Consider the following 14,500-nt stretch of genomic DNA (forward strand, 5'->3'; position numbering starts at 1 on the left):
CCAAGTATTGTTGAATTTAATGAAGTTAAATCAAAAACTGTCAATCCATTATTATTCCCATCAAGATCACATACTGTTGTTAAATTTATGGTTGGAGCCGTTGCAGTTGTTCTAGTTTCTGTAATTAAATTTAATGAAGTAGTGTTAATACAACCTGTACTATTATTTCTTACACTTATCCAAATTAATCTAGAAATACTAGAGAAAATATTCGATATAGGGTTTATTCCTAGTTTTGCATCATTTTGTGTTAGGTGATAATTTACAGTAAACATGGTTTGACTTTGTCCTACTAATACTTCGGTATTTTTTGAATTTAAAACAAAAGTAGCTTCTCCATTATTTGTATTAATACAACTAAAATAATCACTTACAGGACCTGCTAATGGTAACCTATTTACAATTAACTTTTGTTCTATAACAACTGCACAATTTGTAACACTACTTACGGGATTAGTCGTTACTCTTATCCAAACACTTGCTGTTGGTGACGAATAGTTTATAGGATTAATTATAGGATTCAATCCGTTATCAGCATCATTTTGTGTTACATAATAAGTAACTAAATCATTGCTTCCATTTAAAATGTAATTTTTATTTGTGGTAATATCAAAGATTTCTGTTAAATCGCCAGAATTTGTGTCATCACAATGGATTAATAATGGTGGGTTAATTCTAGGATTAGGAAGTGGTATAATATTTATTGTTAATGATGTCACAGAATAGCATCCGTTAGTATCTACAAATCGAATCCAGAATATTTGTTGAACCTGAGTTTGCAAATAATTTATATTAGATATTTGGCCTGTAAAAGATCCCGTATTTGCTGCTGCCTCAGTTAAATAACTTGTTATAGTATAATTAGCTGAAATAAGAGATAATTGATTGAAATAAGTAGATAAATTAATAACTTCACTATTGTTTCTGTCATAGTCACAAATACTTATAATTTTTGGTGTAAGTATAATTGCTGGTAGATTTATAAAATGGAGTTCTTTTACAATAGGACAACCAGTTGAAATATTTATTATTTTAACAAAAATTGGTATAGCAAAATTTGTAAACAGATAAGTTTGCGGATTAGGAATTATATTTATTCCTGCATTGGCATCAGCTAGAGTAAAATAAAATTCTAAATTAAGTGTGCTAGGATTATAATTAGACAATATACTATAAACGGTTTGTTCTAAATTTACTATTTCTGTTCCGTTTGCATTGTTATCACAAAGGGTGATTTGATTGGGAATTATGTATTCTTGGTAAAAAGGATTTAGTGTTATTGTCGCCCAATTATCACAATTAGTGGTTGGTGCAGAAACTCTTACATAAACTATACTAGGATTTGGTGTAAGATTCTGATATGTTGTTGGACTAACAATTGGATTTGTATTCGACTGTAAATCAGCTATTGATGCAAAATAAGTAAAAGTAACACCTCCTTGAGAAGTAATCATACTTTGTGCATCGGTCAAATTAAAAAATTCTACACCATCATTATTTGAATCACATTCAGTAATTATCGCATTAGATAGTAACAAAGGTACTTCTGGTTTGTGCTCTAATGTTACCGATTTTACTTTACTACAATTATTTATATTAGTTCCTTTTACATAAATTATTTTTGGAAATTCATTAATATTTATAACATAATTTGCAATATTAATAATAGGATTTGTAACAGCATAAGCATCTACTTGTGTCAAGTAATATTGAAAAGTAAACGGTGTTGGATCTTCAACTACAGTTACATTTAGATTAGTCAGATTCATAATAAACTGACCATCTAAATTATCATCACAAACATCATAAAAACTATTCACAAATTTTGGCAAATTATATATTTGAAGTTCTAAAACTTTAACTGTAAAACAACCTGTTATGTTATCTACAAATCGAACATAAACATAAGAAGTTTGATTTGCTGCTACAATATAATTATTTGGATTACTAATCGGACTAATGCCTAAAGTTGCATCATTTAAATTATTATGATACGAAATAGTAAAACCTAGAGGATTTACTATCATTCCCGAACCACTTACTCTTGGAATTGAGGTTGTCAAATCAAAAACACCATTGAGTTCATTAGTCAACGAAATGTCACACGTAAATTGTATTGCATCAAATGCCTCAATTATAACTCTTCTTTCAAAAATAATTGTAGAAATAGAAAAACATCCTGAACTGGTATTTGTAACTCTTACAAAAACTGGCGGAGCAATATTACTAGCATTAAATGATGGAATAGAATAATTTGCGGATGTAAAATTCGAAAATGGATTTAAGTTTTGTAAAGCATCACTTTGCGAACTATAATATTGAAAAGATAAACCTGTTATATTACCTATAATTTGAATTTGATAACTATTAAGGTTTACTAATTCTGTTCCATTTCCTAAATTATCACATATAAGTGGAGTAATATTAGTAGTTAATGGAGATGATTGCAAATTAATTTGAATAGGCACAATTACTTCACAACCCACAACTGTTCCGCTAGTAATTTTTACATAAACAATAGTACCGTTTTGAACAGGAAAATCTAGGGGGATTACGGGACTACCTACTGTGGCATCAGCGAGAGTCTCAAAATATTGATAGTTATAAAGAAAATAATTAGCTGTAATCTGAGGATTGAAAGTACTCATGTTAGCAATTATTTCATTATTATCATTTTCAAAATCACAAACACTTACAGTTGGATTTACAGCTATTGGTAATGATTTAACTGTAACATTTATAGGTACAATTCTTGTACAACCTGTAATTGTATTTTCTAAATAAAGGTAAATAACACCATTTATACCAAAAATAGTAGTGTCATATATAAACGAATCCCAGTTTGGCAAAATCTCAAAAACTGGATCATTAGTTTGTGCTGATACTAAATCAGAATATAATTTTTTAATTATTGGCTCAGTTGGAATTTCGTTAACCATTGAAGCTACAATTGCATTTAAATTTGGAATTGGAACTTGTCCATCATTATCAATATCACAAATTTCAAGGGTTGCAATAGTATTTGTTGAAACTGAATTAAAGAAACCAAAATTTATTGCTATAATTGTTGGACATGTTAATGGTAAAATAGTTGGATCTTCCTCTATTCTTACCCAAACTGTTGTTGTTGGGTTTACAGGATAGTTTGTTGTATTATTAGGAATTATATTAGCTTCTGCGTAAGCCCCAACTAGTGTAGAATGCAAACTAATTGTAGGATTTGTAAAACCAGTACCCAAACTAGGAATTAAAACTGATAAATCATAAGGTTCTACACCATCAGATCCGACATCACAAACTTGCTTTAGAATTGGAATTCCTATATCGAATGGGTTTAGAATAAAATTTAAATCATAATTTGAATCACAACCATAAGATCTAACTTTTACATATACAATAGTATTTGGTGGCAAAACATTTATACTTGTTATTGGGTTTGTACCTGCGGCATAATCCGTTGGAGAAGCATAACAAGTGACCGTTTCCCCAGGATTTTCTAACTCAATTTGAGTAATATAAGCTAATAGATTTACTGTTTCTTGCCCATCATTAAATACATCACAAATGTTATAATCTCTATTTATGTGTTTTATGAATTTTACAGGAACCATAATTCTTTTAATACCAACGATTCCATTTGCATCAATATATCTAACCCAAATTTCTGAAAATGGTGAAACAGGTGTAAAATTATTAACTTGAGCTACAGTTAATAAAACTGAAACATCTTGTGTTTGAGCACCTAATAATGTTGTGTAAAATCCCATAGAAGTAGGAACTGGTAATACAGGACTCATTACATTGTTATATACAACATTTAGATCATATGAAGGAATAGGATCACCAGATTCTAAACAAGCTCCTTCTCCTCCAAAACCTCCTCCGCCTCCGCCTCCTCCGCCTCCGTCATCATTCCCAATTGCTACGCAAAAAGAAATAGTGATAGGTGCAATAGATGGGCAAAAACCTGTAGCGTTTACAACTGCATAAATAGTTGTATTTATAGCAGGTTGCGGGATGTTTAATAAATAATTAGTCGGGTTTAAAATTGGATTTGTACCATTTTGTGCATCAGATAAAGTAGTATAATACAAAACATTTACTGCTACAGGTCCATTAAGAACTGTTATTGGTACTGTTGTTAAGTCATAGTTTTCTTGTAAATTAAAATTCGGGTCATTTATACAAAAAGGAGCAATTGTTGCCAACTCTAGTTTTGGAAGAATTCTTATAATAATCTTACTAACCGTCCAACAATTAGGATTAGCAGGATTTATTACTCTAATATAAACATCATAAAAACCAGGAATATTAGTTACAATAACACTAGAAAAAGGGTTTACATTCTGAATAGCGTTAGGTAAATTTTGAAAATAAGAAATAGACATCCAAGGTTGGTATCCTGTAATCTGATTTGCCAAACCATTTAAGGCTACCACTTCAGAACCATCATTATCTGTATCGCACACATAAAGGTATTGATCTACAAGTTGAGGAGGTGTTTCAAAAAGATTTGCAGTAATAGTCCCTGTTGCATAACAAGCTCCAAAAGTCTTTCTGTAATAGAAGATTTGGGTAGTATTTGTCATATTATAAGCATTCATGCCAGTTAATGAATTTATACCTGCATCAGCTTCAAATTGAGTGTTATGAATTGTCTTTACAATACCCGTCTCTGGAACTAATAAACTCTCTATATCTACAATTTCACTTGGAAAAGGGAGTACAGTATCACAAAAATTTGCAGTAATATTTGGAGCAACTGGAAAATCTAACGAGTAAACAACTGCAATAGTGCTACTAATTTGTATGGGACTACAGGTATTATAAAGAACAGTAGCTGTATAAAAGGTATCATTAGTAGGCGGAATAACATCAATAGGGTTTGAACTTCCTAGCAATCCCCCAGAAGAATTATACCAATTTATTTGTGTACTACTTACTCCATTGGGTGTAAATTTGTATGACTCGTCAATGACAGACCACACTCCTGTATTCCTTCCAAGAGGAGAAATACCCATTGTCCCATTTGCATTATTTAATCCAATTAATGAATTTCCATTACCATTTGCGCTAACATTACCATTACATGTAAGAGGTTTATCTTTTACATTAATTTCAATAATATTTGTAGTTTCATCTAATACAATTTGAAATGTTGATTTTCTGTCGTTTAATCCGTAACAATTAAAATGTTTAACACCATTAAAATTTACTACAAATTTTCTAAATGGTGCCGTGCCTGAAGTAATGTATTTTACAGAACCACAATTTTCGCCAACTGCACATCCAAAACCTACAGGAATATTAAGCATATCTTGAAAACCTCCAAAAATTGCATTTCTTACTAATGACGGATTTGGGGTGGTATTAGTTATAGATGAAAAAGAGCCTTCAGGTATACTGCTATTATAACCAAAACGAACGATACCATTATCACCAACATTTACAGAATTATAATTATTCCCATAAAAACACAATGAAAAACCAATTGGTATTGATGAACTCCAAGTATCATCACCAGTAAATAAAATTGGTGTACCGTCAAAAAAATTACCCGATTGCGTGAAAGGAATTGTTTCAACAGCATAGTCAGTTGTTGATTTTAAGTCAGGAAATGTTGCAGTTAACTTTATTTTTTTAGGAGCAATAAAGTTATACGGACAATCTATATTTATTGTACCTGTATTGTTATTATGATCAGAAATAATAACGGTTGGAACTTGACTGAAGGCTGTGATAGTAAAAAAAATGAAAAAAATTATATATAAAGTAGTTTTTTTAAATTTCATTTTTTTGTGATTTATTTAACATAAAAATAGTGTGTTTATTTACAGTGAAATTAAAGGATTAGTTATCATTTTGTTATTTTATAAACTTTATATATTTTTTATAATTTAGATATGAAATTTGATATTACTTTAATTTTTTCTTGAGAATGAAAAAAACTTAATCTAAAATAATATTTAATGCCAGACTTAATTATTATTTTGCTTAACGAAGCATGTATTTTTGGCAATCATAAGTAGATATAAATAAAAAAGTCTCTTATGTGATAAGAAAACCTAATTATATTTAATTATTTTGAGCAGATAATTTTATTTAATCAACTAAAAGAATAATTTATATAGCTAAAACGCAAAAATGCAACTTAAAAAACGATTAAATTACGGTTTTACCGTACATTTTGTTAATTTTTTTAATTACTATCGTTATATACCTCTAAAGATCGTTAACTAAAGATCAATTGCTTAATTATCCCACACAACCCAAATAAACATTTTTTTTTATTATTAAAATTTGTCTAATATATTTTATCATTATTTTAAGAATCAAAATTTAGTTTTAAAATTTAGTTTTATTAAATTTGAAAAAAAATTAGACAATGCAAGAAGCTTCTTTTAATGGTTTTTTTAGAACAATAATTTATATGATTGGGTTTTATTACCTAATCAAATTCTTGTCACGTATATTTTTGCCGATACTTTTGCAAAAAGCTGTCAATAAAGTACAGGATAATTTCGATAAACATCAAAACCAAAATCCTTTTAATCAGCAAAATAATCAAGATTCTCAAACTCCTAAAAAAGAGAATCTAAAACCTACCAAACAAGTTGGCGATTATATAGATTATGAGGAAGTAGAGTAATAGTCAGATTTCAAATTTCAGATTAAGAATGTTACACAGTTAGATAAAAATCTGAAATCTGAAATCTGAAATCTAAATTTTTACTACCTTCACGCCTTATTTAGATTCAATTCATTAATTTATGAACAAATTACAAAGATTTTATCCGCATGCATTGGCTATTCTTGCTTTTGCATTAGTTTCTGTTATTTATTTTTACCCCGTTTTACAAGGCAAAAAAATTCTTCAGTCGGACATAGTACAATATACTGCTATGGCGAAAGAACAAAATGATTTTAGAGCCGAAAATCACACCGAACCCTATTGGACAAACTCTGCTTTTGGTGGTATGCCAACCTATCAATTAGGCGCAAAATATCCACATAATTATATTAAAAATATTGATGAATTAATTCGCTTTTTACCTCGTCCTGCAGATTATATGTTTCTGTATTTCTTAGGGTTTTACGTTTTGCTTTTGGTATTAAAAGTAAATCCACTCAAAGCATTTTTCGGTGCATTGGCTTTTGGTTTTTCTACCTATTTAGTAATTATTTTAGGAGTTGGTCACAATGCAAAAGCGCACGCTATTGCTTATATGCCATTGGTTATTGCTGGAGTTTTACTGGTCTTGCAACAAAGAAAATATATATTTGGAGGTTTGCTCACATTATTTGCAGCAGCATTAGAAATTAATGCCAATCATCCACAAATGACTTACTACCTTCTAATATTTTTATTAATTGTATTGGTTTATTTTGTGTACAAAGCAATTAAAAATAAAGACATTAAACCGCTATTATATAGTTTCTCCACTTTTGCTATCGCAGGATTATTTGCTGTAGGAACAAATGCAACTAGCTTAATGGCTACTTCCGAATATGCTAAAGAAAGTACTCGTGGAAAAAGTCAACTATCCTATAATCCTGATGGATCTAAAAACACGAATTTTGGAGGAATGACTTATGATTATATTACTGAATACAGTTATGGTATTGTCGAGAGTTTAAATTTAATTTCTCCAAGAATTTTTGGAGGCTCAAATAGCGAAAACTTAGGAACTGATTCTGCAATGTACGAATTTGCAATTGCACAAAATGTACCTGAAGATCAAGCTAAAGAAATTGTAAAAGGGTTGCCCACTTATTGGGGAGATCAACCCATTGTAGCCGCTCCCGCATATATTGGAGCTGTGGTTTTTTTCCTAGCAGTTATAGCACTTTTTTGTGATAAAAGAAAAATAAAATATGTTTTTTTAAGTGGCGCAATTGTTACATTATTACTTTCTTGGGGAAAGAATTTCCAAATATTGACGGATTTCTTTATCAATTTTGTGCCAATGTATGATAAGTTTAGAGCTGTTTCGTCGATACAAGTGATACTCGAAATTTGTATGCCTGTACTTGCCATTATGGGATTACAATCGTTTTTTAAATTAGAAGATAAAGAAAAATGGACAAATTTATGGAAATCAGCATCAGTAAGTATTGGGGTTTTAGCTTTGTTATTTATTTTTAAAGGAAGTTTTAGTTTTGCAGGTGGAAGCGATCGTTATTTAGCAGAATCTTACGGGCCAGAATTTATTGATGCTTTAAAATTAGACAGAAGAAGTATGTTTTCTGCTGATTTATTGCGTTCTTCATTTCTAATCTTAATAGCTTTTGGTATATTATGGCTGTCTATAAAAAACACCATTTCTCATAAAGTTGCAGTGATAATTGTAGGAATAATAATGATTTCGGATTTGTTTTTTATTGATAAAAATTATTTAAACAATTCTAGTTTTGTTTCTAAACAAGAAGTGGAAGAACCAATTGAAGAAACCAATATTGATGCAACTATCTTAAAAGATAAATCATATTATCGTGTTTTTGAAGTTTCTCAAAATGTGATGAGTGATCCGAGAGCTTCTTATTTTCATAAATCAATCGGGGGGTATAGTGCGGTAAAACCTAGACGAATGCAAGATTTATTTGATTATCAAATTTCAAATAATAACATGGAAGTAATTAATATGCTAAATATTAAATATTTAATCCAAACCAATAAAAAAGGAGAGAAAATAGCTATTCATAATACACAAGCAAACGGAAATGCTTGGTTTGTAAAAGAAGTGAAATTTGTTAATTCTGCTGATGCAGAAATGAAAGCTTTGGATAAACTGCAAACAAAAAATATTGCTGTTAAAAATTTGAGTCCAGATTTAGATCAATTTCTTAATATTTATAAGCCAAGTATAAATACAAAAGGAGATGAATTTAATACCTCGAATGCTTCCATACAATTGACTTCATACAAACCAAACAATTTAAAATATATTTCAAATAATCCAAATAACGGTTATGCAGTTTTCTCTGAAATGTATTATAAAAACGGCTGGAATGCTTATATCGATGGAAAATTATTAAGTCACGAAAGAGTCGATTACGCCTTACGTGGTTTATCTATTCCAGCTGGAAAACACACTGTCGAGTTTAAGTTTGAACCACAAGTAATAAAAACAGGAAGTACTATTTCATTAATAAGTTTTATTGGGATTTTACTGTTATTAGGTGGTGGAATTTATTATGAAACGAAACGCAAAAATGCTTAATTGAAAACCATATTCTACATAGCACTTGGCGGAGGAATAGGTAGCGTTTTACGTTACTTAACTACTGTTGTTATGAACAAATATGTGCAAGCCACTTTTCCTTACGCTACTTTTGTAACTAATATTATTGGTTGCTTACTTATTGGCTTATTCTTTGGCTATTTAGAAAAACAAAATGCTGTTTCTCCCAATTTAAAATTTTTCTTAATTACAGGTCTTTGTGGTGGTTACACTACGTTTTCGACGTTTTCTAACGAAAATGTGCAACTACTGCAAAGCAATCAAATATTAATTGCTTTTTTATACATTAGTTTAAGTGTTTTCTTTGGATTAATGGCAACTTGGACAGGACTAATAATTGCCAAAGGATTATGAGAAAAGTCCTGATTATAACCTATTATTGGCCACCAGCTGGCGGTCCAGGGGTTCAGCGTTGGCTCAAGTTTGTGAAATATTTACCTGATTATAACATTCAGCCTGTTGTTTATATTCCTGAAAACCCTACTTATCCAATTATAGATACAGGTTTAGTTCATGAAGTTTCTACCCAAGCGATTATTCTAAAAAACAAGATTATCGAACCTTACCAATTGGCTTCTATTTTCTCAAAAAAAAACACAAAAGGAATAAGTTCAGGGATTATTCCGAATCAGAAAAAGCAAAATTTTATTCAAAAACTGATGCTTTTAGTTCGTGGTAATTTATTTATTCCTGATGCCAGAATTTTGTGGGTAAAACCATCGATCAAATACTTAGAAAAATATATTTCAGAAAATAAAATTGACACCATAATTACTTCAGGACCACCACATAGTTTGCATCTCATTGGTTTAAAACTAAAGCGAAATTTGAATGTAAAATGGTTTGCCGATTTCCGTGATCCTTGGACAACTATCGGATATCATTCAGCTTTAAAACTATCTTCTTATGCCCAAAAAAAGCATAAATATTTAGAAAAACTAGTTTTAAATACTGCCGATACGATTATTGTAACAAGTAAAACTACAAAAACTGAATTTCAGGCAATTACATCAAAACCAATTGAAGTAATTACCAATGGTTATGATGTAGAAAATATCTCGAAACAAATGGTAGACGAGAAATTTACATTGGCACATATTGGCTCTTTTCTATCTGATAGAAATCCTATCATTTTATGGGAATCTTTAAGTGAATTAGTAGCTGAAAACGAAAAATTTGCAAATCTTTTTCAATTAAAACTAATTGGGAAAGTAAGCCAAGAAATTTTAGATACAATTCAGACTTTTAATCTAAATTCCCATCTAAATAATTTAGGTTATGTTTCTCATAAAGAAGCAGTCGAACATCAAAAAAAATCGCAAGTTTTATTATTAATAGAAATAGATTCGCCAGAAACTAAAAGTATTATTCCAGGAAAATTATTCGAATATATGGTTTCCGAAAGACCTATAATTGCGATTGGCCCTAAAGATTCTGATTTTGCAGAAATTATTACCCAAACAAATACAGGTGTATTTTTTACTTATGATGAAAAGGAAAAGTTAAAAAAACTAATTTTATCTTATTTCGAATTATATTTAACCCAAAAACTAATAGTTTTACCTGTTGGTTTACAAGAATATTCAAGAAAAAATTTGACAAAAAAATTAGCCGAAATTCTTAATTTATAATAACATCATTTTCTATTCTTCTTTTGAGAGTATAAAAAACTAAAATATGAATAATCGTCAGCAACAACTAGACGCTTTCAATCGATTACTCGATGTAATGGATGAATTGCGTGAAAAATGCCCTTGGGACAAGAAGCAAACTTTACAAACTTTACGTCATCTAACTATCGAAGAAACCTATGAATTAGGTGATGCTATTTTAGATAATGACCTAAACGAAGTTAAAAACGAGCTAGGAGATTTATTGTTGCATATTGTTTTTTATGCCAAAATAGGTAGCGAAACCAATAGTTTCGATATGGGCGATGTAGCCAATGATATTTGCGAAAAACTCATACACCGTCATCCGCATATATATGGAGATGTTGTCGTGGCTGATGAGGAAGAGGTAAAACAAAACTGGGAAAAATTAAAGCTTAAAGAAGGCAAAAAATCAGTTTTAGAAGGTGTTCCCAAAAGTTTACCTGCGCTGGTTAAAGCCTCTAGAATTCAAGATAAAGTAAAAGGAGTTGGTTTCGATTGGGAAGAACCACATCAAGTTTGGGATAAAGTACAAGAAGAATTACAAGAATTACAGGTTGAAGTCGAAGCTGGTAATCATGATAAAATAGAATCAGAATTTGGTGATGTTTTATTTTCGATGATAAATTATGCTCGTTTTCTGAATATTAACCCAGAAGATGCTTTAGAGAGAACCAATAAGAAATTTATCAAACGATTTCAATATTTAGAAAGTAAAGCGGGAGAATTAGGAAAAAATTTGTCTGATATGACATTGACAGAAATGGATGTTTTTTGGGAAGAAGCTAAAAAGTTATAATCATGAAAAAAATAATATTAATTCTAATTTTTGTAACACTACATTCTTTTGCACAAGAAAAAGACTTTGTTTTAGGTAAAATAGAAACCATAAATTCTTTAGAACTAAACGAAAATAGAATCCTAAACATTTATTTACCTGCAGGCTATAGTGAAAAAGATAGTTATCCCGTAATTTATTTACTCGATGGTTCAGCCAATGAAGATTTTATTCATATTGTAGGTTTGGTTCAGTATTGTAACTTCGAGTGGGTAAATTTAGTTCCAAAATCTATTGTTGTAGGGATTGAAAATGTAGATAGAAAAAGAGATTTCACCTATCCAACAACAGTAGAAAAAGACAAAAAAGATTACCCAACAACTGGAGGTTCTGAAAAATTTATTTCTTTTATTGAGAAAGAAGTTCAGCCATTCATCGAAAAAAAATACAAAACTACTTCTTCTAAAACTATAATTGGTCAATCATTAGGTGGACTGTTAGCGACCGAAATTTTATTAAAAAAGCCTAACCTATTTTCAAATTATATCATTATAAGCCCGAGTTTATGGTGGAATAAAGAATCATTGTTGAAACAAGTACCTGAGTTTTTAAATTCCCATTTTAATCAGAAAACAAAAGTATTTATTGGTGTTGGTAATGAAGGAAAAATCATGGTAAATGATGCTGGAAATTTATTTGAAATGATAAAGAATAAATCCATGATTAATGCCAAATATAACTATTTTGAAGATAAAAATCATGGAGACATTTTGCATACGGCAGTTTTTAAAGCTTTCGAAATTTTAAAGCTATAATTAGAAAACCATTAGCATAAAAATATATTTTGAATTATAATATTGGAATAATTATTGACACACAAATAGAATGAAATTATGTTACGGCTTCTTTTTTATCATTTTTTTCTCTGCAAATAGTTTTGCTCAGGAAGGTTCTTCTATTCCGTCTACTGGAATTCCTAGAGTTGACATGACAATTCCAAGCACTTCAAATGCAACACCACAATATTCTATCTCGAAACCATTTGAAATAACGAAATTTAAAAAACCATCTAAAATTTACGATGCACCTAAGTTAGAAACACCTAACAGATTTAATTCGCCAACAAGTGATTTGAATCCTGGAAAAATGATGGCTGATAAATTAAATAAGAGTTCTAGGACAGGTGAAGAAAATGGTGATTCGAAATTGTATAGAAGAAATATGTTTTTAGGTGATTTTAAAACTAAAGCAGATTTTGTAGGTATTTTTTATAGAGATTTTGGTTTGGTTGATGGTGATTTAATTCGAGTTCTAGTAAATGACAAAATTGTAATTTCTGAGATTTATTTAGGTGGCAATTTTAATCAATTAGATTTAAAATTAGAGAAAGGTATAAATAAAATAGATTTCGAAGCACTAAACCAAGGAACTTCAGGACCTAACACTGCTGAGTTTAAAATATTTGACGAAAAATCGACACTAATTTCAGAAAATCAATGGAATTTAGGTACTGGATTTAAAGCTACCGTAATTATAATGAAAGAGTAGCATACTTTTCAGTATGCTACTCAAAAAAATTATTTTACTAACTCACTCTGGTTTCTAAAAACCAACTTTCCGTCAAAAGAATCTAATAAAATAATACTATCGGTCGCTATAGTTCCTGCTAAAATTTCTTTCGATAATTGGTTTAAAACATCGCGTTGTATCACTCTTTTTACGGGTCTAGCTCCAAATTGAGGATCATATCCTTTTTCAGATAAATAAGCAATGGCTTCTGGAGTAGCATCCATGGTAATTCCTTGTAGCGCCAGCATTTTAGTAACCGATTTAAGCTGTAAACCTACAATTTGAGCAATATTAGCATTGGTAAGTGGCGTAAACATTACAATTTCGTCAATACGATTAATAAATTCCGGACGAACTGTTTGTTTAAGCAAACCTAGAACCTCTACTTTTGCAGCTTCAGTTGCAGCTTCTATACTTCCCTTAAGATTCTCAAATTTATCCTGAATTATTTGGCTTCCCATATTAGAAGTCATAATGATAATTGTGTTTTTAAAATCGGCCAAACGTCCTTTGTTATCAGTCAATCTTCCTTCATCTAAAACTTGTAATAAGATATTAAATGTATCAGGATGTGCTTTTTCAATTTCATCTAATAGAATTACAGAATATGGTTTTCTACGCACGGCTTCGGTCAATTGTCCGCCTTCGTCATAACCAACATATCCTGGAGGCGCCCCTACTAACCTACTCACACTATGACGCTCTTGGTATTCACTCATATCAATTCTAGTCATGGCATTTTCATCATCGAATAAATATTCGGCGAGCGCTTTCGCTAATTCTGTTTTTCCTACACCAGTTGTTCCTAAGAAAAGAAATGTTCCAACAGGTTTTTTCATGTCTTGCAATCCTGCACGGCTTCTGCGAACCGCATCACTCACCGCTTGAATAGCTTCTTCTTGTCCGACCACTCTTTTATGTAGCTCATCTTCTAGATGTAATAATTTTTCACGTTCGCCTTGCAACATTTTCATGACTGGAATTCCCGTCCATTTTGCAACCACTTCAGCAATATCTTCTCTGGTTACTTCTTCTTTTATCAAGGAAGTTCCAGATTGGTTTTCAATTAATTGTTTTTGTAAAACATCTAATCTTTCTTGTGCTTCTTTTATTTTTCCGTAACGAATTTCGGCTACTTTTCCGTAATCTCCATCGCGTTCAGCACGTTCGGCTTCATATTTAAAATCTTCAATTTCCGTTTTTATCGCTTGAATATTATCAACCACATCTTTTTCAGATTTCCATTTGGCATAAATCTC

Annotated in this window: 9 protein-coding genes; 7 read left to right on the forward strand and 2 right to left on the reverse strand. The window is 30.4% G+C overall.

Annotation, left to right across the window (positions count from 1 at the left end; genetic code table 11):
• A partial coding sequence (locus ABI549_RS11195; protein ID WP_348076544.1) for a hypothetical protein occupies positions 1 to 5,792 on the reverse strand: 5,792 nt, incomplete at its 3' end.
• A 593-nt stretch (positions 5,793 to 6,385) separates the two neighbouring features.
• On the opposite strand from ABI549_RS11195, the gene ABI549_RS11200 reads away from it, so the two are divergent.
• From ABI549_RS11200 to ABI549_RS11230, 7 genes are all read left to right on the forward strand, one after another.
• Positions 6,386 to 6,649, forward strand: a complete 264-nt coding sequence (locus ABI549_RS11200; protein ID WP_348076545.1) for a DUF4834 domain-containing protein — start codon at positions 6,386 to 6,388, stop codon at positions 6,647 to 6,649.
• A 121-nt stretch (positions 6,650 to 6,770) separates the two neighbouring features.
• Positions 6,771 to 9,221 carry a YfhO family protein gene (locus ABI549_RS11205; protein WP_348076546.1) on the forward strand — a complete coding sequence of 817 codons (2,451 nt, stop codon included), beginning with the start codon at positions 6,771 to 6,773 and terminating at the stop codon, positions 9,219 to 9,221.
• Positions 9,222 to 9,596: a fluoride efflux transporter CrcB gene (gene crcB, locus ABI549_RS11210; protein WP_348076547.1), complete on the forward strand. Its 375-nt coding sequence runs from the start codon at positions 9,222 to 9,224 to the stop codon at positions 9,594 to 9,596.
• A complete protein-coding gene (locus tag ABI549_RS11215) occupies positions 9,593 to 10,873 on the forward strand; it encodes a glycosyltransferase family 4 protein (RefSeq protein ID WP_348076548.1) in 1,281 nt (426 codons plus the stop codon). Before crcB ends, ABI549_RS11215 begins: the two co-directional genes overlap by 4 nt.
• A gap of 46 nt (positions 10,874 to 10,919) precedes the next feature.
• A complete protein-coding gene (gene mazG, locus ABI549_RS11220; RefSeq protein ID WP_348076549.1) occupies positions 10,920 to 11,693 on the forward strand; it encodes a nucleoside triphosphate pyrophosphohydrolase in 774 nt (257 codons plus the stop codon).
• 2 nt (positions 11,694 to 11,695) lie between these two features.
• On the forward strand, positions 11,696 to 12,487 hold the full coding sequence (locus tag ABI549_RS11225) for an alpha/beta hydrolase-fold protein (protein ID WP_348076550.1): 792 nt from the start codon (positions 11,696 to 11,698) through the stop codon (positions 12,485 to 12,487).
• A 70-nt stretch (positions 12,488 to 12,557) separates the two neighbouring features.
• Positions 12,558 to 13,220: a hypothetical protein gene (locus ABI549_RS11230; RefSeq protein WP_348076551.1), complete on the forward strand. Its 663-nt coding sequence runs from the start codon at positions 12,558 to 12,560 to the stop codon at positions 13,218 to 13,220.
• Between the two features lie 29 nt (positions 13,221 to 13,249).
• Here ABI549_RS11230 and ABI549_RS11235 read toward each other — a convergent pair.
• The coding region (locus tag ABI549_RS11235) for an AAA family ATPase (RefSeq protein ID WP_348076552.1) at positions 13,250 to 14,500 on the reverse strand (1,251 nt) is incomplete at its 5' end.

The organism is Flavobacterium sp., assembly GCF_039932285.1.
In the GTDB taxonomy this organism is placed as follows: domain Bacteria; phylum Bacteroidota; class Bacteroidia; order Flavobacteriales; family Flavobacteriaceae; genus Flavobacterium.